At 63.2% G+C, this 22,579-nt stretch carries 25 protein-coding genes; 12 read left to right on the top strand and 13 right to left on the bottom strand.

Annotated elements, in window-relative coordinates:
• Nucleotides 1–52: 52 nt before the first annotated feature.
• Nucleotides 53–724, bottom strand: a complete 672-nt coding sequence (locus NKH17_RS15350; protein WP_352899084.1) for a hypothetical protein — start codon at nucleotides 722–724, stop codon at nucleotides 53–55.
• Nucleotides 721–1,944 carry an argininosuccinate synthase gene (locus NKH17_RS15345; protein ID WP_352899082.1) on the bottom strand — a complete coding sequence of 408 codons (1,224 nt, stop codon included), beginning with the start codon at nucleotides 1,942–1,944 and terminating at the stop codon, nucleotides 721–723. Before NKH17_RS15345 ends, NKH17_RS15350 begins: the two co-directional genes overlap by 4 nt.
• Before the next feature lie 175 nt (nucleotides 1,945–2,119).
• Between NKH17_RS15345 and NKH17_RS15340 the strand changes: the two genes are divergently transcribed.
• Entirely contained in the window at nucleotides 2,120–2,761 is a 642-nt protein-coding gene (locus tag NKH17_RS15340; RefSeq protein WP_352899078.1) for a LysE family translocator, read from the top strand.
• Between the two features lie 46 nt (nucleotides 2,762–2,807).
• On the opposite strand, the gene NKH17_RS15335 is transcribed toward NKH17_RS15340, so the two are convergent.
• The 3 genes from NKH17_RS15335 to NKH17_RS15325 all read right to left on the bottom strand — a co-directional run bounded on the left by NKH17_RS15335 (nucleotide 2,808) and on the right by NKH17_RS15325 (nucleotide 5,257).
• Nucleotides 2,808–3,260: a hypothetical protein gene (locus NKH17_RS15335; protein ID WP_352899076.1), complete on the bottom strand. Its 453-nt coding sequence runs from the start codon at nucleotides 3,258–3,260 to the stop codon at nucleotides 2,808–2,810.
• Nucleotides 3,257–4,489 carry a dual-specificity RNA methyltransferase RlmN gene (gene rlmN / locus NKH17_RS15330; protein WP_352479687.1) on the bottom strand — a complete coding sequence of 411 codons (1,233 nt, stop codon included), beginning with the start codon at nucleotides 4,487–4,489 and terminating at the stop codon, nucleotides 3,257–3,259. Before rlmN ends, NKH17_RS15335 begins: the two co-directional genes overlap by 4 nt.
• A 261-nt stretch (nucleotides 4,490–4,750) precedes the next feature.
• The gene (locus NKH17_RS15325) at nucleotides 4,751–5,257 is read right to left on the bottom strand and encodes an invasion associated locus B family protein (RefSeq protein ID WP_023721899.1); all 507 of its coding nucleotides are present in this window, start codon (nucleotides 5,255–5,257) and stop codon (nucleotides 4,751–4,753) included.
• A gap of 362 nt (nucleotides 5,258–5,619) precedes the next feature.
• Between NKH17_RS15325 and NKH17_RS15320 the strand changes: the two genes are divergently transcribed.
• Entirely contained in the window at nucleotides 5,620–6,228 is a 609-nt protein-coding gene (locus tag NKH17_RS15320) for a methyltransferase family protein (RefSeq protein ID WP_352479686.1), read from the top strand.
• A 40-nt stretch (nucleotides 6,229–6,268) separates the two neighbouring features.
• Here NKH17_RS15320 and NKH17_RS15315 read toward each other — a convergent pair whose 3' ends face one another.
• The 4 genes from NKH17_RS15315 to NKH17_RS15300 all read right to left on the bottom strand — a co-directional run bounded on the left by NKH17_RS15315 (nucleotide 6,269) and on the right by NKH17_RS15300 (nucleotide 8,405).
• A complete protein-coding gene (locus NKH17_RS15315) occupies nucleotides 6,269–6,631 on the bottom strand; it encodes a YkvA family protein (protein ID WP_352479685.1) in 363 nt (120 codons plus the stop codon).
• Nucleotides 6,632–6,723: 92 nt separating this feature from the next.
• On the bottom strand, nucleotides 6,724–7,020 hold the full coding sequence (locus tag NKH17_RS15310) for a 4a-hydroxytetrahydrobiopterin dehydratase (RefSeq protein ID WP_352479684.1): 297 nt from the start codon (nucleotides 7,018–7,020) through the stop codon (nucleotides 6,724–6,726).
• A gap of 6 nt (nucleotides 7,021–7,026) precedes the next feature.
• On the bottom strand, nucleotides 7,027–7,623 hold the full coding sequence (gene thpR / locus NKH17_RS15305) for an RNA 2',3'-cyclic phosphodiesterase (RefSeq protein ID WP_352479683.1): 597 nt from the start codon (nucleotides 7,621–7,623) through the stop codon (nucleotides 7,027–7,029).
• A gap of 137 nt (nucleotides 7,624–7,760) precedes the next feature.
• Entirely contained in the window at nucleotides 7,761–8,405 is a 645-nt protein-coding gene (locus NKH17_RS15300) for an arylesterase (RefSeq protein ID WP_352479682.1), read from the bottom strand.
• Nucleotides 8,406–8,513: 108 nt separating this feature from the next.
• Here NKH17_RS15300 and NKH17_RS15295 point away from each other — a divergent pair, with 108 nt between their 5' ends.
• The 4 genes from NKH17_RS15295 (at nucleotide 8,514) to NKH17_RS15280 (ending at nucleotide 13,451) form a co-directional block, all read left to right on the top strand.
• Nucleotides 8,514–9,224: an ABC transporter ATP-binding protein gene (locus tag NKH17_RS15295; RefSeq protein WP_352971311.1), complete on the top strand. Its 711-nt coding sequence runs from the start codon at nucleotides 8,514–8,516 to the stop codon at nucleotides 9,222–9,224.
• Nucleotides 9,224–11,773 carry an ABC transporter permease gene (locus tag NKH17_RS15290; protein ID WP_352899072.1) on the top strand — a complete coding sequence of 850 codons (2,550 nt, stop codon included), beginning with the start codon at nucleotides 9,224–9,226 and terminating at the stop codon, nucleotides 11,771–11,773. Before NKH17_RS15295 ends, NKH17_RS15290 begins: the two co-directional genes overlap by 1 nt.
• A 219-nt stretch (nucleotides 11,774–11,992) precedes the next feature.
• On the top strand, nucleotides 11,993–12,772 hold the full coding sequence (locus tag NKH17_RS15285) for a Bax inhibitor-1/YccA family protein (RefSeq protein WP_254817871.1): 780 nt from the start codon (nucleotides 11,993–11,995) through the stop codon (nucleotides 12,770–12,772).
• Nucleotides 12,773–12,881: 109 nt separating this feature from the next.
• Complete coding sequence (locus tag NKH17_RS15280; RefSeq protein WP_352479679.1) at nucleotides 12,882–13,451, top strand: GNAT family N-acetyltransferase; 570 nt, start codon at nucleotides 12,882–12,884, stop codon at nucleotides 13,449–13,451.
• A gap of 4 nt (nucleotides 13,452–13,455) precedes the next feature.
• Here NKH17_RS15280 and NKH17_RS15275 read toward each other — a convergent pair whose 3' ends face one another.
• Both NKH17_RS15275 and NKH17_RS15270 read right to left on the bottom strand, forming a co-directional pair.
• Complete coding sequence (locus NKH17_RS15275) at nucleotides 13,456–13,842, bottom strand: DUF2794 domain-containing protein (RefSeq protein WP_254817869.1); 387 nt, start codon at nucleotides 13,840–13,842, stop codon at nucleotides 13,456–13,458.
• A 476-nt stretch (nucleotides 13,843–14,318) separates the two neighbouring features.
• A complete protein-coding gene (locus tag NKH17_RS15270) occupies nucleotides 14,319–15,068 on the bottom strand; it encodes a DUF1223 domain-containing protein (RefSeq protein WP_352479678.1) in 750 nt (249 codons plus the stop codon).
• 175 nt (nucleotides 15,069–15,243) lie between these two features.
• Between NKH17_RS15270 and NKH17_RS15265 the strand changes: the two genes are divergently transcribed.
• On the top strand, nucleotides 15,244–15,915 hold the full coding sequence (locus NKH17_RS15265; protein WP_352899070.1) for a ceramidase domain-containing protein: 672 nt from the start codon (nucleotides 15,244–15,246) through the stop codon (nucleotides 15,913–15,915).
• Between the two features lie 42 nt (nucleotides 15,916–15,957).
• Here NKH17_RS15265 and acnA read toward each other — a convergent pair whose 3' ends face one another.
• On the bottom strand, nucleotides 15,958–18,648 hold the full coding sequence (acnA, locus tag NKH17_RS15260) for an aconitate hydratase AcnA (RefSeq protein WP_352899068.1): 2,691 nt from the start codon (nucleotides 18,646–18,648) through the stop codon (nucleotides 15,958–15,960).
• Nucleotides 18,649–18,931: 283 nt separating this feature from the next.
• On the opposite strand from acnA, the gene ccmA reads away from it, so the two are divergent.
• From ccmA to NKH17_RS15240, 4 genes are all read left to right on the top strand, one after another.
• Nucleotides 18,932–19,540, top strand: a complete 609-nt coding sequence (ccmA, locus tag NKH17_RS15255; protein ID WP_352479675.1) for a heme ABC exporter ATP-binding protein CcmA — start codon at nucleotides 18,932–18,934, stop codon at nucleotides 19,538–19,540.
• 88 nt (nucleotides 19,541–19,628) lie between these two features.
• Complete coding sequence (ccmB, locus tag NKH17_RS15250) at nucleotides 19,629–20,294, top strand: heme exporter protein CcmB (RefSeq protein WP_352479674.1); 666 nt, start codon at nucleotides 19,629–19,631, stop codon at nucleotides 20,292–20,294.
• Between the two features lie 126 nt (nucleotides 20,295–20,420).
• Complete coding sequence (ccmD, locus tag NKH17_RS15245) at nucleotides 20,421–20,588, top strand: heme exporter protein CcmD (RefSeq protein WP_352479673.1); 168 nt, start codon at nucleotides 20,421–20,423, stop codon at nucleotides 20,586–20,588.
• The gene (locus tag NKH17_RS15240) at nucleotides 20,585–21,160 is read left to right on the top strand and encodes a DsbE family thiol:disulfide interchange protein (RefSeq protein ID WP_352479672.1); all 576 of its coding nucleotides are present in this window, start codon (nucleotides 20,585–20,587) and stop codon (nucleotides 21,158–21,160) included. Before ccmD ends, NKH17_RS15240 begins: the two co-directional genes overlap by 4 nt.
• 33 nt (nucleotides 21,161–21,193) lie before the next feature.
• Here NKH17_RS15240 and NKH17_RS15235 read toward each other — a convergent pair whose 3' ends face one another.
• Nucleotides 21,194–21,361 carry a hypothetical protein gene (locus NKH17_RS15235; protein WP_254817861.1) on the bottom strand — a complete coding sequence of 56 codons (168 nt, stop codon included), beginning with the start codon at nucleotides 21,359–21,361 and terminating at the stop codon, nucleotides 21,194–21,196.
• Nucleotides 21,362–21,623: 262 nt separating this feature from the next.
• Here NKH17_RS15235 and NKH17_RS15230 point away from each other — a divergent pair, with 262 nt between their 5' ends.
• Nucleotides 21,624–22,541 carry an SMP-30/gluconolactonase/LRE family protein gene (locus tag NKH17_RS15230; protein ID WP_352479671.1) on the top strand — a complete coding sequence of 306 codons (918 nt, stop codon included), beginning with the start codon at nucleotides 21,624–21,626 and terminating at the stop codon, nucleotides 22,539–22,541.
• Nucleotides 22,542–22,579 lie beyond the last annotated feature (38 nt).

The following is a 22,579-nucleotide window of genomic DNA, read 5'->3' as shown; positions in this document are numbered from 1 at the left end:
GGCTTTTTTGTCGGTGCGTGTGGCATGCCAAGAGAGGCGAGCGCCTGGGCTCTCAATTGTTCACGTAACCGCCGCCCAATGGGCATTTCTTGGAAGCGGGAACCTCGAAGGAGCCTGCGTAAACATTTGAGCAGGTACGGAACTTGGAGTTCCGTGGCGTTGAAGGAGCCGCCTTTGGCCTGCCCTCGATCACCGTCGGGACTCCGGCAGCTTGCGAGGAGCTGCCGCCCAAGGGGCATTTCTCGGAAGCGGCAACCTCGAAGGAGCCGGTGATAACATTTGAGCAGGTACGGAATTTGGGGTTCCGCGGCGCCGGGGTGGCCCTAGCAGCCGCCTTTGACTTGCCCTTGATGACCATCCAGATTTCGGTCGGTTGATCTAGCTGCAGGCTGTTTATGTCGGAGTAGCTGATGCGTCCGGTGCGCACCCCTTCGGCAAGGCGCTGGCAGAACAGGGCCGGCATGTGCTCCTGCGAGACGCCCATGAAAGAGGCGATATCGTGCTTGAGCGTGATGCTCCACAGGTGGACAGCAGAGATGCACCCGTCTGGATTCTGCTCGCGTTTCGAGGCCGCCTGCGAGGACTGGCATCCAATAAAGACGATGGCTGCCGCAAGCAGGAGAAAAATGGCGTTTTCATTATCAGAATCCCTCCGTCCCGCGAGGGATACCAAATAGAAACCCGGCGTCTCCGCCGGGTTTTCCTGGAATAGTGTTTGGCTCAACCCGTGCGGCTGCGCGCGGCCAATGTCCTAAGCCTGAGCGCGTTGAGGCGGATAAAACCTTCGGCGTCCTTCTGGTCGTAGGCGCCGCGATCGTCCTCGAAGGTGACCAGCGCATCGGAATAGAGCGTCTTCTTCGACTTGCGGCCGGTGACGATGACGTTGCCCTTGTAGAGCTTCAGCCGCACCGTGCCTTCGACATCTTCCTGGCTCTTGTCGATCATCGCCTGCAGCATCAGGCGCTCGGGCGCGAACCAGAAGCCGTTATAGATCAGCTCGGCATAGCGCGGCATGAACTCGTCCTTGAGGTGGGCCGCACCTCGGTCGAGCGTGATCGATTCGATCGCCCGGTGGGCCGATATCAGGATGGTGCCGCCGGGGGTCTCGTATACACCGCGCGATTTCATGCCGACGAAACGGTTCTCGACCAGGTCGAGCCGGCCGATGCCATTGTCACGGCCGAGATCGTTCAGCGCCGCCAGCATCGTTGCCGGCGACAGCTTCTTGCCGTTGAGCGCAACCGGGTCGCCCTTGAGGAATTCGATCTCGATCTCGGTGACCTCATCGGGCGCATCCATCGGCGAGATGGTGCGCTGGTGGACGAATTCCGGCGGCTCGCTCCACGGGTCCTCCAGCACCTTGCCCTCGGAGGAGGAGTGCAGAAGGTTGGCGTCGACCGAGAACGGCGCATCGCCCTTCTTGTCCTTCGGCACCGGGATCTGGTGCTGCTCAGCGAAGTTGATCAGGTCGGTGCGCGACTTGAACGACCAGTCGCGCCAGGGTGCGATGACCTTGATGTCGGGGTTCAGCGCATAGGCGGAAAGCTCGAAACGCACCTGATCGTTACCCTTGCCGGTGGCCCCATGCGCGATCGCGTCGGCGCCGGTCTCCCTGGCGATCTCGACAAGATGTTTCGAGATCAGCGGCCGGGCGATCGAGGTGCCGAGCAGATAGCTGCCTTCATAGACGGCGTTGGCGCGGAACATCGGGAAGACGAAATCGGATACGAACTCCTCGCGGACATCCACGATGCGGATGTCCTTGATGCCCATCATCTCGGCCTTGCGCCTAGCCGGCTCCAGTTCGCCACCCTGGCCGAGATCGGCGGTGAAGGTGACGACCTCGGCGCCGAGCTCGGTCTGCAGCCATTTCAGGATGATCGAGGTATCGAGACCGCCGGAATAGGCGAGCACGACTTTCTTGACGGCTTTTGCTTTCGACATGGTGGGCGGTTCCGCGACAGGAGTTCTTCGCGGGCGAGGTATCACGGCGTTTTAGGCCAGCGCAAGGGACGAACGGTGGCCTGGACCAGATGCTGTATCTCCCAGTGGCTGGCGAGAATAAGGCTCTTGCGCTATGGCTGCGCCGTCTTTTTTTTTTGCCGCTATGAGACGAGCCATGTCCTTCATCCCCGACAGTACGACGCTTATCCAGTTCGCCATCGCCACCTTCATCCTGGCGATCACGCCCGGGCCTGACATGACGCTGTTCGTCTCGCGCACGCTGAGCCAGGGCCGTGCCACCGGCTTTGCCTCGATGGCCGGCGCCTTGTGCGGCACACTGATTCACACCACGCTGGTGGTTGTCGGCGTCTCGGCGCTGATCGTCGCCTCGCCGATGGCGTTCTTCGTGCTGAAGATTTTCGGCGCCGGCTATCTGGTCTTCCTGGCATGGCAGGCGATCACAAAAGGGTCGGCGTTTTCACCGGAGAAGAAGAGCGGGCCGAGAATCTCGCTGTTCCGCAGCTGGGCCGCGGGGCTCGGGGTCAATCTGCTCAACCCGAAGATCATCCTGTTCTTCATGACCTTCCTGCCGCAATTCGTCTCAGCGCATGATCCCAACGCGCCGGGAAAGCTGTTCTTCCTCGGCGCGATGTTCGTCGTGCTGGCGATCCCGGTGACGGCGCCGATGGTGCTGGCGGCGGAAAAATTCTCGGCCGCGATGAAATCCAGCCCGCGTGTGACCCGCGTCGTCGACTATCTGTTTGCCGGAGTTTTTTCGGCCTTCGCGCTCAAGATCCTGACGGCCCAGTCGAAATAGGTACTTTCATTTTGCCCATGATCCTTTCCGAACCTTTGGTTCGGGGTCATGCGCTGATCTGGCGCCAGCTTCCGGCCGAGCGCCCGGCGCTCAGCCAGTAGAAAATACCGCCGACCATACCGCAGCCGATCACCGCCAGCATGACGCTGGTGTTGGTAACCTCGAAATTGGCATCGGCCGTCTGGTGGACGAAGCCGAGGAAGACCGCCGCTACCGCCGCGCCCGCCAGTGCATAGAACAGCCAGTCCCGCCGGCCAAGGATCTCGGAAACCAGGATGGCGATGGCCGCCGGCATGAAAGCGAAATAGGCGACGAACAGCCCGACGAAGGGGACTGAAAACCACAGCGAAGCCGGCGCCGCCGGTTGCGTCTCGTCCGTCATCAGCCCAAGAGACGCCAGGAACATGATGTTAAGGAAGGCGCTTGCCGCCAGCGAAGCAACGCCATAGCCGACAAGGATGACGGCGAAGCGGATCAGATAGGCGACGACGCGATTCACACCTCGCCATGCCCCGCGATCATCATCGCTTCCAGCGCCAGCCGGTCGACCTTGCGCATACGCTCGGAGTCCGACTTGAGCTGACCGCAGGCGGCGAGGATATCGCGGCCGCGCGGCGTGCGGATCGGCGAAGCATAGCCGGCATTGTTGATGTAGTCGGCGAATTTCTCGATCGTCTCCCAGTCCGAGCACTGGTAGTTGGTGCCCGGCCACGGATTGAACGGAATCAGATTGATCTTGGCTGGGATGCCCTTGAGCAACTTGACCAGCGCCTTGGCGTCCTCGATCGAATCGTTGACGTCCTTCAGCATCACATATTCGAAGGTGATCCGCTTGGCGTTGGAAAGGCCGGGATAGGCCCGGCAGGCAGCGATCAGCTCGTTCAGCGGATACTTCTTGTTGATCGGCACCAAAAGGTCGCGCAGATCGTCATTGGTGGCGTGCAGCGAGATCGCCAGCATCACACCGATCTCCTCGCCGGTGCGGAAGATCTCGGGCACGACACCCGATGTCGAGAGCGTGATGCGCCTCTTCGACAGGGAAAGCCCATCGCCGTCGGATGCGATCAGCAGCGCCTTCTTCACCGCCTCGAAATTATAGAGCGGCTCGCCCATGCCCATCATGACGATGTTGGACACTTTCCGGCCCTCGGCCGGCACGATGGCGCCGTCGGGTGTGTCGCGGTCGGGGAAATCGCCGAGCCGGTCGCGGGCGGTCAAAAGCTGGGCGAGGATTTCCTCGGCGGTCAGGTTGCGCACCAGCTTCTGCGTGCCGGTGTGGCAGAAGGAGCAGGTCAGGGTGCAGCCGACCTGCGACGAGATGCAGAGCGTGCCGCGGCCTTCTTCGGGAATGTAGACGGTCTCGATCTCGACCGGCCGGCCGGCGCCGCGCGGCGGAAAGCGGAACAGCCATTTGCGCGTGCCGTCGGAGGAAATCTGCTCCTCGACGATCTCGGGCCTGGCAACGGTGAAATGCCTGTCGAGCGCGGCGCGCAGATCCTTGGAGATGTTGAACATGCCGGCAAAGTCGGAAACGCCGCGCACATAGATCCAATGCCAGAGCTGTTGGGCGCGCATTTTCGCCTGGCGCTCCGGCACGATGCCGGCGGCGACGAGGGCGGCCCCGAGTTCGGCGCGCGTCAGGCCGATCAGCGACGGCTTTTCAGGCGTCGTGCGGGTGCGCAACGCGTCACGCGCGCCCTCAGTGGTGAGATCGAATGAAAGGGTCATTGTTGCGCCAATATAAGCGATTTGCGGCCGAATACAGCATCGTGCCCGAAATGAAGCGCGGCGCATAGCACAGGTTCGCGGCGGAGTCATGCAGGTGGTCTTCCCTTCTCCCCTGGGAGAAGGTGGCCCGAGCGTAGCTCGGTCGGGGGTGTTCCAGCTTGGCGCCGACCGCGTTCCGTCCAACACCCCTCTTCCGTCTCGGCGCTGCGCGCCGATCCACCTTCTCCCACAAGGAGGGAAGGGAAGACCGCGCCTAACCGCCTACTTGCACTTGGCGATCGAGGCCAGCGCCGCCGAGATGCCCTTCAGCGAGAAGACGTAAGTGGTGGTGTTGCCGCGGCCGGACTTGGCCGACACCTTCATGTCCGTGCCGGTCTTCATCGCGGCGATCAGCACCGGCTCCTCGGCGGCGTTCTCGACCCAGGCCGACTTGCCGCGCGTGAACATCGAGAAAGACTTCTTGTCGATGGTGACGGTGGCCTTGGAACCCTCCTGGAAGGTATAGCCGGCAATGAATTGCGGCTCGTAGGACACCTGCTGCCCCGGCCGCTGGCTGACGAAGAAGAACATGTCGCCGTGATCGAGCGTCGGCGGCTGCTTGTCGGTTGGCACGGTCAGGACATAGCAGACCTTGCCGCCGCCCGACGCCTGATAGCTGTAGGTGCCCCAGGCATTATGCTGGCCGATCTTGGTGGCCGACTGCGCCAGCGCGGGCGCCGTCAGGGCCACCAGGGCCAGGCTGGAAACTATAGCAATCAATCCGCGCATCGCTTTTCCCGTATTCCACTGGTGCGGCGGCAGGCCGGCTCGGCGTCCTGCCCGTCGCTTCATTTTGATTTAATCTGGGTTACCAAACGGTGAATTTCCCCTGAGAAAAGGATGTTCACGCCAGGAAACCGCCGCCGTCTTCGCGCTGCCGCTCGAAAAAGCGGCTGGCGCACTGTCCCTGCCGCGACTTGGAGGCCACGAAAACGGCAAGAGTTTGACTTTTCAAGCAGCTAGGTTTCGCGGCGATTCCCGCTTTTCTTGAGGTACGTGACGAATTTCCCTGCAGGCGGTACCATGTCTGCGTTCGTCGCTACGGCACTCGGCCAGGGTGCCCTCCTTGGCGGCTTACGGGAGATTTGGCCATGGCCATTTCCGAGACAGTCCTGATCCTCGCGGGCGGCACAGTCGTCCTGGCGATCGTGTTCGGCATTCGTGTCGCCGTCCGCGCGGCGGCTAGCGGCGCGGTTCCCCGGTCGGATGGCGGAGAGGCGGCGGGCGGATCGGGCGCGTCCGACGTGCCCGGGGTCATTGCGCTACCGCCTTTGATTTTCCTCGGCTTCCTGGCGGCGGCAACCGTGCTCGAGGTGCTCGCGCCGCTCCCTGTCATGGCCGGGCAGGCGCTCGCCCGCTATCTGGCCGGCGCCGTGCTCGCGGTGTGCGGCTTCGTGTTCCTCTTTATGGCGGCGGGCCGCTTTCAGGCCGCTGGAACCAACATACCACCGACCTTGCCAACGACGGCGCTGGTCGTCGACGGTATCTATCGGCGGACCAGAAACCCGTTATATCTGGGAGCGACCCTCATCTATCTGGGCCTCGGCGTCGCCGCCGGAAGTCTTTGGGCTATCGCGCTCGTCATCCCCCTGCTGTGGGTGATCAATACCGGCGTCATCGCGCCGGAAGAGCGCTATCTCGAGCGGAAGTTCGGAGATGCCTATCGCGCCTACAAGGCGCGGGTGCGGCGGTGGGTTTGACGGCCGGAAAGTCTCGCGCGATTTTTTGCGCCGTGCCGGCTCAGCTCTTGTCGGCGATGGCCTGTTTGGCGGCGAGCCGGTGCGCGGGCGTGATGTGGGCGCTGACGGTTGTGATCGCGGCGGTCAGCACGGCGATGTCGTCGGTGAAGCCAAGCCCAACGATAAAATCGGGGATGACGTCCGTCGGCAGTACGAAATAGCCGAGCGCAGCCAGCAATGTGCCCTTGGCGCGAAGCGGCGTTTTCTTGTCCATGGCGCAGTAATAGGCGGCGACCACCTCTTCCATAAACGGGATATGCCGGGCGGCTTTCTTCGCCGTACGCCAGAACTTGTCGCGCACTTCACTCTCGTTGCCCGGCTTGCTGCCGGGGCCGAAGAAATCAAAACCGGATTTTTGCGCCATCAATCTCTCCGTGCGGCCGTCGCGTGACTTCACGCATGACCGCGAGGCAAAATGTGGTGAAAGCCGAACCTCGCTGCAAGGTGCAGATAGGCTCAGCCGCCGAAATAGCGGTTCATCTTTCTGGCCAGATCGAAATCCAGCGCCGTCAGGCCGCCGGCGTCGTGCGTGTTGAGGGTCACGTTTACCGTCTTGTAGACGTTCGACCAGTCGGGATGGTGGTCCATCTTCTCCGCCGCCAGGGCGACGCGGGTCATGAAGGCAAAGGCTTCGGAGAAATTCTTGAAGGTGAAGGTGCGGGTGATCGAGCCGCCATCCTTGGCCAGCGACCAGCCTTCGAGGCCGGCAAGTTCGGCGCGGATCGCCTCTTTTGCTAGTTTCTCCCTGGTCATATCCGCCTACCGCATGATCCGCGAAGCGTCGGCGGCGCCGACCAAACGGCTGGCGATGCGGTTGTCGGCACCTGAAAGCGGCCAGGCCTCCTCGACGACGTAAGGCCCGCCACCGACCGAATCGCGCGACGACATCAGCACGAAGCGGCCGACCCGGAACGGCAGCGTCGAAAAATTGCCGCGTGCCGACAGGTACTGGGCGACATCGAGCGGGCTCGAATTGCGCAGGCGGGCCAGCGTCACATGCGGCATGAACTTGCGCGGGTCGGCCGGGATGCCGAGCCGCTGGCAGATGCGCACGATCTCGGCCTGCAACGCGGAAAGATCGGGCGAAGCGGCGACCCCGGCCCACACCGCATGCGGCTTCTTCTGGCCGAAGGCGCCGACGCCGGACAGCGTCAGCGGGAAGGAGGAGCGGTGAACACGGTCGAGCGCGTTGGCGATTTCGTCGGCGACATGGCCCTCGACATCGCCGATGAAGCGCAGCGTCAGATGGTAGTTCTCGACGTCGATCCAGCGGGCTCCGGGCAGGCCGCCCCTGAGCAGGGACAGCGAAAGAGCGGCATCACGCGGTATTTCGAGGGCGGTAAAAAGACGCGGCATGGGAAGCCTCCTGTCCTCGAATCGAACTCTTGCACCTAGCGAATCATCGATATTCGAACGGGGCAAGCGGTTTGTTGGTCGCAGGGCTGCCTAAAAGCTTCCCCTACGGAATGTAGTGCGGCGGCGAACCCTCGCCTTCAGGAATTACCCCGCACCGTTGCAATGGCCTTCTCCACACCGGGCAGGATACCCTCGACGATGCGGTCGACGCCTCCGGCGTTCGGATGAAGGCCGTCCTCGAGCTGCAGGACGGATTGACCAGCGATGCCCTCGAGAATGAAAGGATAGAGCGGCACGCCGTATTTTTCAGCCAGTCGCGGAAAGATTGCGTCGAACGCCTTCTGGTAGTCGGCGCCGAGATTGGGCGCCGCGCGCATTCCGGCAAGCAAAACGGCGATCTTGCGCTGCTTCAGTTTTGCCAGCATGGCGTCCAGGTTTTTTTCCGCTATGGCGGGCGAAACGCCGCGCAGCATGTCGTTGGCGCCGAGCTCCAGGATGACGAGTTGCGTTCCGTCCGGCACCGACCAGTCGAGCCGTGACAGGCCGCCGCTCGTCGTATCGCCGGAGACGCCAGCATTGGCGACCGTGACATCGTAGCCCTTGGCGCGAAGCGCCGCCTGCAGCTTTTCGGTGAAGCCCTGACCTGGCCCGAGGCCATAACCCGCCATCAAGCTGTCGCCTAAACCGACAATGGTGAAGGGTTCGGTGCTCGCCGACGAAATGGCGCCGCAAACGGCGAGGAAAAGGGCGAAGGCTGCGGCAAAGGTGTGTTTGAAAGCCATGCGGCAGGCCCCATATGAACCAGGAACATCTGTTGGCGAAGGCGGGTTTTCATCTTTGTCGAGCATCGGATGCTCTAGCCTTCATCCTCCATATAGGACGATTTGATTTTGGAAGAAGCCGTCATTTCGCTGAAAGACGTATCGCTGACGCTCGGTGAAGGTGGCTCCTCGGTCCATGTGCTGAAGGGCGTCAGCCTCAATGTGGCGGGCGGCGAGGCGACAGGCATCGTTGGACCCTCCGGTTCGGGAAAGTCGACACTGCTGATGGTTTTGGCTGGGCTTGAAAGGGTCCATTCGGGCACGGTTCGAATTGCCGGCGAGCTGCTCAACGGCAAAAGCGAAGACCAGATCGCATCGTTTCGGGGGCGAAACATCGGCATCGTATTCCAGTCTTTCCATCTCATCCCCAATATGACGGCGCTGGAAAACGTTGCCGTCCCGCTGGAGCTTGCCGGCCATGCCGATCCGTTCGGCGTGGCGGCGCGCGAGCTGGCGGCGGTCGGTCTCAGCGATCGCGTCACCCATTACCCCGGCGAATTGTCTGGCGGCGAGCAACAGCGCGTGGCTATCGCCCGGGCGCTGGCGCCGTCGCCGCGCATCTTGATCGCCGACGAGCCGACCGGCAATCTCGACCAGGCGACGGGGCGGCACGTCGCCGACCTGCTGTTTGCCAAGGCCGCCGAGCGCGGCATGACGCTGGTGCTGGTCACACATGACCCGGTACTCGCCGCGCGCTGCTCGCGCCAGGTGTCGATGCGGTCGGGGCTGATCGAGGACGCGCCTGAGCCGGCCACCAGGGCCGGCAAGGTGACCGCCTGATGCCGCTGTCGCAAACACTGAGGCTCGCCTTTCGGTTTTCGCTGCGCGAAATGCGTGGCGGGCTGTCCGGCTTCCTGATCTTCCTTGCCTGCATCGCGCTCGGCGTCGCGGCAATCGGCGGCGTCAATTCTGTCGCGCAAGCGATTTCCGCCGGTGTTGCCGACCAGGGCCAGACGCTGCTCGGCGGCGATGTCCGCTTCCAGCTCAACCAGCGCGATCTTACCAGAGCCGAACGCAGCTTCCTCGACCGGCTTGGCACGGTTTCGCACAGTGCCAACATGCGCTCGATGGCCAGGCTCGAGGACGGCTCCGACCAGGCGCTGGTCGAGGCCAAGGCGGTCGACGGCGCCTATCCGCTCTATGGCGCGCTGGAGACCGAGCCGGTGCTGTCGCGAGAGGATCTGTTCGGCGAAAAATCCGGCGTCTTCGGCGCCGCCGCGCCGGACCTTTTGTTCGAGCGGCTGAACCTTGGCATCGGCGACCGGCTGAAGCTCGGCAGCGCGACATTCGAGCTGCGTGCAAGGCTGGTCAACGAGCCGGATGCGGTGTCGGATGGCTTCGGCTTTGCGCCGCGGCTGATGGTGTCGACCGACGGGCTTGCCGCTTCCGGCCTGATCCAGCCGGGCAGCCTGGTCGAGAACGCCTATAAGGTCCGGCTGCCCGGCGGCACCGGCGACGCACAGATCAAGGCGATCCAGGAGCAGGCGGCAAAAGAGTTCCCGCAGGCCGGCTGGTCGATCCGCACGCGCAGCAACGCGGCGCCGGCGTTGTCCTCGAACATCGAGCGGTTCTCGCAATTCCTGACGCTGGTTGGGCTGACGGCGCTGGTGGTCGGCGGCGTCGGCGTGGCCAATGCCGTGCGTGCCTATCTCGACGGCAAGCGCGGCGTCATCGCCACCTTCAAGAGCCTAGGGGCTTCGGGCGGGTTCGTCTTTACCGTCTATCTGGTCCAGATCCTGATGATCGCCGCCCTCGGTATCACGCTGGGCCTGGTGCTCGGCGCATTGATGCCATTCGCGGCCAGCGCCGCACTCCAATCGGTTATTCCTGTGCCGGCGGAAGGTGGGTTCTATCCCGGCGCCCTCGGCATGGCAGCGCTGTTCGGGCTGCTGGTGACGCTGGCTTTCGCCTTGCTTCCGCTCGGCCGCGCCCGCGACGTGCCGGCAACGGCGCTGTTTCGCGAAATGGGTTTCGAGGGCCGCGGTTTTCCCCACCCGCTCTACATCGCCGCGGCATTGGGCATCGCCCTGCTCCTGGCGGTACTGGTGATCCTGTTTTCCGACGACCGCCGTATTGCCTCGATCTTCATTGGGGCCACGGTGGTGTCGTTCCTGGTGCTGCGTGTCGTCGGCTCGCTGGTGCAGTGGGCGGCAAAGAAAAGCCCGCGCGTGCGTTCGACCGCGCTCAGGCTCGCCATCGGCAACATCCATCGGCCAGGCGCCTTGACGCCATCGGTGGTTCTGTCGCTTGGCCTCGGGCTGACGCTGCTGGTGACGCTGGCGCTGATCGACGGCAATCTCAGGCGGCAGATCTCGGGCAGCCTGCCGGAACGGGCACCGAACTTCTTCTTCGTCGATATCCAGAGCGGCGACGTCGATGCTTTCTCTGCGCTGGTCGCCAAAGAGGCGCCGCAGGGCAGGCTGATCAAGGTGCCGATGCTGCGCGGCCGGGTGATGGCGCTCAACGGCGTCGCTGTCGACAAGGTCAAGGTTCCGGCCGAGGGCGCCTGGGTGCTGCGCGGCGATCGCGGCCTGACCTATGACGCAAAGATGCCGGAGAATGCGACGCTGACCGAGGGCAGCTGGTGGCCGGAGAACTATGCCGGCGAGCCGCTGGTCTCGTTTTCCGCCAAGGAAGGCAACGAGATCGGGCTGAAGCTCGGCGACACCGTCACCGTCAACGTGCTCGGCCGCAACATCACGGCCAAGATCGCCAATTTCCGCCAGGTCGAATGGGAAACAATGGGCATCAATTTCGTCATGGTGTTCTCGCCCAACACATTCGCCGGGGCGCCACACGGCTGGTTGGCGACGCTTACCGAGACGAATGCGTCGGCAGCCGACGACGGTCATCTTCTCAATGCCGTCACGCGTGCCTTTCCCGCGGTCACGACGGTCAGGGTCAAGGACGCGCTCGAAATCGTCAACCGGCTGGTGGCGCAGCTCGGCACAGCAATCAGGGCGGCAGCGGGCGTGGCGTTGATCGCCTCGGTGCTGGTGCTGGCCGGCGCGCTCGCCGCCGGCAACCGGGCTCGCATCCACGACGCGGTGGTGCTGAAGACCCTGGGTGCGACCAGGAAAACGCTGATCGCCGCGTTTTCGCTGGAATACATGCTGATCGGCCTTGCCACCGCGATCTTCGCGCTGGCGGCGGGCGGTGTGGCGGCATGGTTCGTCGTCGCGCGCATCATGACGCTGCCATCGCACTTCATGCCCGAGGTGGCGGTGGCGACCATCGGCTTTTCACTGGTGGTCACGGTCGGCATCGGCCTTGCCGGCACGTGGCGGGTGCTGGGCCACAAGGCGGCGCCGGTGCTGCGGAATCTTTGAGCCAGAGCCGGTTTTGATTAAATCTCGTTAATGTTCCGGGCGGGAAGGCCAATAAAACCGGATCTCCCGCACTTCACGGCGCATTACGTTTGGTTACGGTCTTGTCCTTTACACCAAGAACCATCATATTTCGGCGCAGGCATGCTGGAGCCCCGCCAGCGGCGCCTGGGTTCAAATGGACCTGACACCGGACGGGGCAGAAGCAATATGAGGATTTCCATGGCTGATCCCGTTCGCAATTATCAGACGCGCGCCGTGCCCGGCGCCGGCGTCGATGCTGCCATCGACCAGGGCCTGCGGGCCTACATGATCAAGGTCTACAATCTGATGGGGCTTGGCCTCCTCATCACCGGCCTTGCCGCGGTCGGCACAATCATGCTGGCCACGACCAGCGATCCCGCCTCGGCGGTCGCGACGTTGCCAAGCGGCGAGATGCTGACCTCGTTCGGCTACGCGATCTTCGGCTCGCCGCTGAAATGGCTGGTGATCTTTGCCCCGCTGGCAGCGGTGATGTTCCTGTCGTTCCGCGTCCAGTCGATGAGCGTTTCGGCCGCGCAGACGACGTTCTGGGTCTACGCCGGCCTCGTCGGCCTGTCGCTGTCGTCGATCTTCCTGGTCTACACCACCGCCAGTATCTCGCAGACCTTCTTCGCCACCGCCGCCGCCTTTGGCGGACTGTCGCTCTACGGCTACACGACCAAGCGCGATCTCTCGGCATTCGGGTCGTTCCTGGTCATGGGCCTGGTCGGCCTGATCATCGCGATGGTGATCAACATCTTCCTGCAGTCGTCGGCGCTTTCCTTCGCCGTTTCGGCGATCGGCGTGCTGATCTTCGCAGGCCTCACCGCCTACGACACGCAGAACATCAAGGAGATGTATTTCGAGGGCGACGAGACTGATGTCGCCGGCCGCAAGGCGATCATGGGCGCACTGAGGCTCTATCTCGACTTCATCAACCTGTTCATGTTCCTGCTGCAGTTCATGGGCGACCGTCGCTAAATACGGTTTCCTGGACCAGCGAGTTTGGAAAGGGCGGCCCAATGGCCGCCCTTTTCTTTTGTGCCGGCTTTTGCTGTGATATAGGGCAGATGAACGACGTGCCTAAATTATGAGCAGCATCACCTTGCGGGCCGCGACGTCGGCCGATCTCGACCGGATCACGGAAATCTATGCCGACGCGGTGACGAATGGCACTGCCAGCTACGAACTCGAGCCACCAAGCCGCACCGAGATGGGCGCGCGCTTCGACAACCTGATGGCGGGCGGCTTTCCCTATCTCGTTGCGGAAAAGGCCGGCAGCGTGCTCGGCTATGCCTATGCCGGGGCGTTCCGGCCGCGCCCGGCCTACCGCTTCGTCGTTGAGGATTCCGTCTATGTCGCGCCCAAGGCCAAAGGGCAAGGCGTAGGGCTGCTCTTGATGCAAGGGCTGATCGAAGCGGCCAAGGCGGCAGGTTTTCGCCAGATCATCGCGGTGATCGGCGACGGCCGGCCCGATAGCGCCTCGGTGCGGTTGCACGAGAAGCTCGGCTTTCGTCATTCCGGCCGCCTGGAAGGCTCAGGGTATAAGCACGGACGCTGGCTCGACACGGTGTTCATGCAGTTGCCGATCAATGGCGGGGCGTCGATCCCGCCTGATCCGCAGTCGCTGCCCGAGCAGAAGTTCCGCGAACAAAAATAAGACGTTACGCTTCGACCAGCTTCAGCGTTCGGTCGAACACGCCAAGCACCCGGCCGAGCTCCTGGCCGCGCTTGAGGATGCGTCCGCCGGCGGCGATGACGGCGAACGCGCCTTGCCGGCGCGCCAGCTTCGGATCCTTGACGATCTGGAAAAGCGGCACTTCGCTGGTGCGGCGGAAGACAGAAAAAACGGCGCGGTCGGCGAGATGGTCGATGGCATAGTCGCGCCACTCATTGGCGGCAACCATACGGCCATAGAGCCTGAGGATCTGGTCCAGTTCGCGCCGGTCGAACTGCACCGGCTGGTCGAGGCGTTCGCGTCTTGCCTCATGCAGCGGGATCAGTATTGCGGATGCGTCCCCATCCTCCATCCCGCTGCTGCGATCAGTCATGCCTGGATCCTCGCAATGAATCGTACGCCGACCAAAGTTGGCGCTTTCGTTGCCGAATTGCAAGGCCCGGCCGGGCAAGGGCAGCGCCGTGCGGTTTCTCCAGCGTCCAGTCACGTTTGCGAAACGCCTGTTGGAATTGGTGATGCTTCGCCACAATCCTGCCTTTTTTTATCCGTGCTCATGCCCCAATGTCCGACGAATTTACCGGTGTTGCCTGAGACGGTTCGGTCCGGCACCGGCTCGTAAACCCCAAGCCCCCCGCCCACGGGTCTGCGTCGGATCGAACCAACCTCGGTTTTTCCTTGGAAAGATCGGGTGCGACGATCCCAAAACCTAAATGACCGGCGTCAGAAGCAAGCTGACGCCGGTTTTTTATTGGCCCGAGCCGTGGCGGTGCGATCCCTCCAGTAGGCTGTCGTCGGAGGCTTGAGCGCGGTTATCCCTTCTCCCACAGGGAACAAGGAGGAGCGCTCTATCTAAGGCTTGCGGATAAAGGCTGCGCCCAGGATCGGACCGGGCATGCCGTCCTTGCCGACCGACTGCAGCAGCACGGCGCAGCCGCCCTTCTTGGCGATCTCGCTCATCGGCAGTTCGTAGCGCTGCGCCTTGCCGTGCCACATGCCGGCGGTCTGGATGCTGGAGACGGCGTTCCAGTAGGTCATGCTGCGGCCGCTGTTTTCGCCCTTGCCGATCTTTATCGTCTGCGGCGGGTTGAAATAGACGATGACGACATGCGCGTCGGCGGGGCCGGTCACGGCGTCGCCGGCATCGATCATGACGCGATCGCTGGTCCGGCTGACTTTGATGCCGACGCGCATGCCTTCGCCGACCCTCTCCATGCGGGCCAGCGCGCCGTCGACTTCCTTGCGGCTGGCGCCGTTGACATGGCTGCGGCCGTTTATGACGGCTTGCGGGGTGTAGACGGAACGGCTGCCGAAGGCGCGCATATACTCGTATTGCCGCTCGGTATTTTCCTTGCGGCTCAGCGTGTCCTGCCAGCCGAGGTAATCCCAATAATCGACATGATAGGCGAGCGCGACGATGTCGTCCTTGGCGGCGAGCTCGGCGAAGAATTCATCTGCCGGCGGACAGGAGTTGCATCCCTGGCTGGTGAAGAGCTCGACGACGCCTAACGGCTTGTCGGTTGGCTCGGCAAAGGCACTTCCGGCAAATGCCGAGAGGGCCAGCGCAAGGGCCGCAAGCCGCAATGGTCTTCGAGATGGCATGGCCGTTCCGATCCCGCCGGTGACGCCGGCTTTGTTCTGGTTGTCGAAATATGTGGCAGAAGCGGCAGTCAACGGGAAGTCACGTTGCGGTGAAATTTTGCCGTTGCAACCGCTGGCAAGGGCGCAATAGGTGGACTTGCACTAGACGATGGAAGCGATTCGGGCGGCAATCAGCATGTGGCAATCTCTCCTGGCGCCGGTCGACCTGTACTGCGAGCGGACCGGGCCGGAACTCTGGGCCGAACCGCTCAATGCGCTGAGCAATCTGGCTTTTTTTGCCGCCGGGCTGTGGGGTGTCTGGCAGGTGCGCAAGCGCGGCACCGGTATCTTCGCCGAAGTGCTGGCCTGGTGGGTGGTGGCGATCGGCGTCGGCTCGTCGCTGTTCCACACCTTTGCCAACCGTGGCACGGTCTGGGCCGACGTGCTGCCGATCGCCGGGTTCACGCTGGCCTACACGCTGTTCAACCTGCGGCGTTTTCTCGGCATGAAATGGGGCAAGGCGATCGCCATCTTCGTCGCCTTCTATGCCGTCGCCGGGCTGGTGACCTTTGCCGTGCCGGACTGGCTGCGCGAGGCGTCGAACGGCACGACCGGCTATCTGCCGCCCTTCCTGGCGCTCGCCTTCTTCGGCGCCTTGGTGGCGGCGAGCGGCAACCGTGCCGGCTGGTACAATCTGGCGGGCTCGGCGTTCTTCGTCGTGTCGGTCATCTGCCGGATGATCGATCCGCTGGTCTGCGGCAGCTTCCCGCTCGGCACGCACTTCCTGTGGCACATCCTCAACGGGCTGATGCTCGGTGTGCTGCTGGCGGCGACAGCACGGTTTGGAAAGCCGGGAATAGGGGAATAGGGGAAGCGTTCCCTATTCCCTTACTGCCGTACTCCCCTCTCTCTATGCTGCCAGATCGCGCAGCACGTATTGCAGGATGCCGCCATTCTTGAAGTAGTCGAGCTCGTCCAGCGTATCGATGCGGCAGATGATCGGGACCTCTTTGACGCTGCCGTCGCCGTAGGTGATTCTGGCGATCATCTTCTGCCGCGGCTTGATGTTGCCCAGTCCGTCGATCTCAACCAGTTCGTCGCCCTTGAGGTTGAGCGAGGCCCATGAGGTGCCTTCCTCGAAGACGAAGGGGATGACGCCCATACCGACAAGATTGGAGCGGTGGATGCGCTCGAAGGACTGGGCGATGACGGCGCGGACGCCCAGCAAATTGGTGCCCTTGGCCGCCCAGTCGCGCGACGAGCCGTTGCCATATTCGACGCCGGCGAAGATGACCAGCGGCACGCCTTCCTTCTTGTAGCGCATGGCGGCGTCGTAGATCGATTCCTCTTCTTTCGACGGGTAATGGATGGTGTAGCCGCCCTCGCGGCCGTTCTCGCCCAGCATGTGGTTGCGGATGCGGATGTTGGCGAAGGTTCCGCGCATCATTACCTCATGATTGCCGCGGCGCGTGCCGTACTGGTTGAAATCGGCGACGCCGACACCGTGGTCGGTGAGGTACTTGCCGGCCGGGGAGGCCGCCTTGATCGAACCGGCCGGTGAAATGTGGTCGGTGGTGATCTTGTCGCCGAACAGACCGAGCACACGTGCGCCCTTGATATCGCCGATCTTGCCGAAGCCTGACGTCATGCCGGCGAAATAGGGCGGGTTCTGCACATAGGTGGAATTGTCGTCCCAGGCGTAGGTCTGGCCTTCCGGCGCCTTGACGTTCTGCCAGTACTCGTCGCCCTTGAAGACGTCGGCATATTTGCGGGCGAACAATTCGCGCGTGACGTTCTTCTCGATGAATTCCTGGATCTCGACCGAACTCGGCCAGATATCCTTGAGATAGACCGGATTGCCGTTGCGATCCTCGCCGAGCGGCTCGGTGGTCAGATCCTTGGTCACGGTCCCAGCCAGCGCGTGGGCGACGACCAGTGGCGGCGAGGCGAGATAGTTCGCCTGCACGTCGGGCGAGACGCGGCCTTCGAAATTGCGGTTGCCGGACAAGACTGCCGCGGCAATCAAGCCCTTATCATTGATGGTCTTGGAGATCGGCGCCGGCAGCGGGCCGGAATTGCCGATGCAGGTGGTGCAGCCGAAGCCGACCAGGTTGAAGCCGATCTGGTCGAGTTCCTTCTGCAGGCCGGATTTCTCGAGATATTCGGCCACGACCTGGCTGCCCGGCGCCAATGAGGTCTTGACCCACGGCTTCTGCTTGAGGCCGAGCCGGTTGGCGTTGCGCGCCAACAGCCCGGCGCCGATCAGCACGCTCGGGTTCGAGGTGTTGGTGCAGGAGGTGATGGCGGCGATGACGACATCGCCATGGCCAAAATCGTAGTCCGTCCCCTCGACGGCATAGCGCTTGTCGATTTCGGCGGCCTTCTTGTATTCGGTCTCCATCGCCTTGGCGAAGCCGGCCGGAATGTCTTCAAGGGCGACCCGGCCTTCCGGCCGCTTGGGGCCGGCCATCGACGGGACGACGCTGCCGAGATCGAGCTCCAGCAGGTCGGTGAAGACCGGATCGGCCGAGCCGGCATCGCGCCACAGGCCTTGTGCCTTCGAATAAGCCTCGACCAGGGCGATGCGGCTTTCGTCGCGACCGGACATGGTGAGGTAGCGGATGGTTTCGCTGTCGACCGGGAAGAACCCGCAGGTGGCGCCATATTCCGGCGCCATGTTGCCGATGGTGGCGCGATCGGCCAGCGTCATGTTGGATAGGCCCGGACCGAAAAATTCGACGAACTTGCCGACGACGCCCTTCTTGCGCAGCATCTGGGTGACTGTGAGCACCAGGTCGGTAGCGGTGACGCCTTCCCTCAACCTGCCGGTGAGGCGAAAGCCGATGACTTCCGGCAGCAGCATGGAAACCGGCTGGCCGAGCATCGCGGCCTCCGCCTCGATGCCGCCGACCCCCCAGCCGAGCACACCAAGACCGTTGATCATGGTGGTGTGCGAATCGGTGCCGACGCAGGTGTCGGGATAGGCGGTGGTCTCGCCGTCTTCGCTGTTGGTCCACACCACCTGGCCGAGGTACTCGAGATTGACCTGATGGCAGATGCCGGTGCCGGGCGGCACCACGCGGAAATTGCGGAACGCCTGCTGGCCCCATTTCAGGAATTTATAGCGTTCCTCGTTGCGCTCATATTCAAGCTCGACATTGCGGGCGAAAGCCAGCGGCGTACCGAATTCATCGACGATGACCGAATGGTCGATGACCAGATCGACCGGCACCAGCGGATTGATCTTTTGCGGGTCGCCGCCGAGCGAGGCCATGGCGTCGCGCATGGCGGCAAGGTCGACCACAGCCGGAACGCCGGTGAAATCCTGCATCAGAACGCGGGCCGGGCGATAGGCGATCTCGACGCCGGCAGTGCCCCGGTCGGTCAGCCAGCCGGCGACCGCCTGGATGCTCTCCCTGGTAACGGAACGGCCGTCCTCGTTGCGCAACAGGTTCTCCAGCAGCACCTTCATCGAATAGGGCAATTGGGCAATGCCTGTGAGGCCGTTCTTTTCGGCCTCGACAAGGTCATAGTAGATGTACTCGGTGCCGCTGGCGGTCAGCGTGCGGCGGCAATTGAAGCTGTCGAGTGATTTGGACACGTGCGATCCCTAACTGTCGGTTGCCGGGAGGGAACGGACGCCAGTGGGCATGCAAATCACGCGCAAAGGTGCGGGTACGGCCATTTCCGCTGTCCGTTCCCAAGCGTCCGGGCCGTTCAAGGCGGCACGCGCGCTGGTTCGGCGCAAATTCGGTTCCCGCGCCGACCGCTGGCACGGATGATGCGGATATAGAGAATTTTCTGGAATAGTTCTAGACACGGAATCGCCATTTTTGCTGCGGCGCACCGAAGCCGCATTTGTACTTTTCGGCGAAGGGGAACGGATGCGGCTGATCGCCGAAAATCTGGGCGGCGAACGCGGCGGCGAGTCGGTATTTTCCGCCATCGAATTCGCGCTGGGGGATGGCCAGGCGCTGGTCGTCACCGGGGCGAACGGCGCCGGCAAATCGACGCTGCTCAGGATCATCGCCGGTCTGTTGCCGGTGGCGGCAGGCCGTGTGCGGTTCGAAGGTGGTGGCGAAGACTTCCCGTCGGTCGCCTCGGCCTGTCACTATCTCGGCCACCTCAACGCGATGAAGACGGCGCTGAGCGTCAAGGAGAATCTGTGCTTTTGGCGCGATTTTTCGGGCGCGGGCTCTGCGGGTGTCGAAGAGGCGCTGGAAACCGTCGGCCTGGGCCGCATCGGCCATCTGCCGTTCGGCTATCTCTCGACCGGCCAGCGCCGGCGCGCGGCGATTGCAAAACTGCTGGTCAGCCATCGGCCATTGTGGCTGCTTGATGAGCCGACCGCAGGACTGGACAAGGTTTCGGAGGAGAGAGTCGGCGAATTGATGGAGAAGCACCTCGAGAGTGGTGGGATCGTGGTCGCGGCGACGCATTTGCCGCTGGGGATCGAGCGGGCACAAGGGCTGGTGATGGGCGAGGCCGTTTGATGTTGGTGCTCTACGGCGCCCCCCTCTGTCCTGCGACGGAACTCCATCCTTTGCTTGGCCTTCACGCCTGCATCGGGACCAAACCATAATGTGGTCCCTCTTCCTGCGCGACATCCGCCTGAGCATCCGCGCCGGCGGCGGAGCGCTGACTGGAGTGATTTTCTTTCTCGCCGTCATCGCGACCATCCCCTTCGGCGTCGGTCCCGACCTGAGGCTGCTGGCCCGCATCGGCCCGGCGATCCTGTGGATTGCCGCCTTGCTTGCCTGCCTGCTCGGCCTCGACCGGCTGTTCCAGGCTGATCGGGAAGACGGCTCTCTCGATCTTCTGGTGCTTGGCAACGACCGGCAAATGCTGGCCTTGACCGTGCTGACGAAATGCCTGGCGCATTGGGCGGGAAGCGTGCTGCCGCTGGTCGTCGCCGCTCCCCTGCTCGGCCTGTTCATGAACATGGAGCCGGCCGGCATCGGCGCCACGGCGCTGACGCTGCTGGTCGGCACGCCGGCGATTACTTTCATCGGTGCCGCCGGTGCTGCGGTGGCGGTAGCGTTGCCGCGCGGCGGGCTGCTGATCTCGGTGTTGGTACTGCCGCTGACCATTCCCGTGCTGATCTTCGGCGTATCGGCAAGCTATGGCGCGGTAGCGGACCCCGATCCGTTCCTGCAGCCCTTCCTCATTCTTGCCGCGCTGACCCTGTTCCTTGCCGTGCTCGGGCCGGTGGCGGCGGCGCTGGCGCTGCGGCACGGAACGGATTGATGTGTTGGCTTCAGCTCATCCCTGCGGCGCGGCGAACAATTGCGGAGCCGATGGCGCGGCGTTAAGAGAAGACATGTCGGAACAAGGCGAGACGGACCGTTTGGAAAGCGCCGCGGAGCGAAAAGCATGAGCGTACACGCGCTTTATGTCACCGCCGCCTATGCGATCACGGCCGTGGTGCTGGGCGGGCTGATCGGCTGGATCCTGCTGGACCAGCGCGGCCGCAAGCGAGAACTCGCCGAGCTGGAAGCATCCGGCGTGCGCCGGCGCTCCGATAGGGCAGTCAAGCCATGAGCACGGAAACGGAAACACCGGCGCGCCGCCGCCTGATCGTGCTGCTGCCGCTGCTGGTCTTTCTCGGGCTGGCGGGATTGTTCCTGGCGCAGCTCTTGTCCGGGCGCGACGTGTCGGAAGTGCCGTCGGCGCTGATCGGCCTGCCGGCGCCGCAGACCAACCTGCCGGCGCTCGAGGGCACCAATTTGCCGGGCCTCGATTCAAAACAGTTCGCCGGCAAGGTGACGCTGGTCAACGTCTTCGCGTCGTGGTGCGCGCCGTGCCGCGAAGAGCACCCGGTGCTGCTGGCGCTGTCGCGGGACAGACGCTTCGTCATGGCAGCGTTGAACTACAAAGACCAGCCGGAAAACGCCCGTCGGTTCCTTGGCGATCTCGGCAATCCGTTCCAGGCAATCGGCGTCGATCAGGCCGGGCGCACGGCGATCGACTGGGGTGTCTACGGCGTGCCGGAGACCTTCGTCATCGGCAAGGACGGCAAGATCGCCTACAAGCATGTCGGGCCGCTGACGCCGGACTCGGCGCAGACGCTGCTGCTGCCGGAGATCGAGAAGGCGCTGGCCGTGCCGGGCTGATTGCCCGCCGTTTGTGATAGGTTGACCGAAGACTCAGCCGTAGATCTGCTTGTGGACCTGGTAGAGCATTTCTGAGCGATCGGCGCGCATGTCGGCGAGGTCGCGGCTGGTGAAGCTGTCGATTTCGGCGACGAGGCGGTTGTAATGCCGGCGCTTGGCGATGCTGGCGCGAGCGCGGCTCATGAGGCTGTCGATGATCATAGCGAGTCTCCTTTTGCGCCGCATTTGCGGCCAGTTGTTCCTCCCTTGATCGATACGAAGCATGACATAGTTATGGTGCGTTGCAAAAATAAGATGTTGCAATGCACCATTGCGCTGGGCGCATAGCCGGTTAACCGGATGTGACCTGCCGTCCGGGCCAGCATTCGCTTCCACAATGCTTCTGACGCATCATCGATCTTGCCATATCGATCGCAGGCTGGCTTGATCGCGCCTCGCCAAGCGACTGCTACCGGGAGGAACCATGGCCAGCGAATTCTACGAAGTTCTCGATCCGCGCTTTTCGCGGCTGTTCAACGGCAATGCACAGGTCGACAGGCTGTTTACCGGCTGCCGATGGGCGGAAGGACCGGCCTGGTTTGCAGCCGGGCGCTATGTGGTATGGTCCGACATCCCGAACAATCGCATGCTGCGTTACGACGAGACCGACGGCAGTGTCAGCGTGTTCCGTCAGCCGTCGGGCAATTCCAACGGCAACACCGTCGACCGGCAAGGCCGGCTGGTTACTTGCGAGCATTCCGGCCGCCGTGTCAGCCGCACCGAGCATGACGGCTCGGTCATCACCATCACCGACAAATGGCGCGGCAAGCGGCTGAACTCGCCCAATGACGCGGTGGTCAAGTCCGATGGCTCGATCTGGTTCACCGATCCGAGCTACGGCATCGATACCGATTACGAGGGCGACAAGGCCGAAAGCGAGATCGGCGCCTGCCATGTCTATCGGGTCGATCCCGGCACCGGCGAGACCGAGGCGGTGATCACCGACATGGTCAGGCCCAACGGGCTCGCCTTCTCGCTCGACGAGCGCCAGCTCTATGTCGCGGACACCGGCCGCACGCATGGTGCGCAAAACCCGGCGCACATCCGGGTGTTCAATGTCGGCCAGGGCGGCAAGACGGTCTCAGGCGGAAAGGTCTTTGCCGACTGCACCGCCGGCCTGTTCGACGGTTTCAGGCTGGATGCGGACGGCCGCATCTGGACCAGCGCCGCCGACGGCATCCACTGCTACGATCCAGACGGGACGCTGATCGGCAAGGTCAAGGTACCGGAAGTCGTTGCCAATTGCGTGTTCGGCGGCAACAAGCTGAACTGCCTCTATATCGCCGGCACGACCTCGCTCTACATGGTCCGGCTCATGGTCAACGGCGCCAAAACCTACTGAGCGGCCGCCAAGCATATCCAAGGGAGGGAACCATGCCG

Source organism: Mesorhizobium sp. M1334, from assembly GCF_040317995.1.
GTDB lineage: Bacteria > Pseudomonadota > Alphaproteobacteria > Rhizobiales > Rhizobiaceae > Mesorhizobium.
The sequence above is the reverse complement of the archived record's forward strand: the minus strand, read 5'-3'. Positions and strand labels throughout refer to the sequence as shown.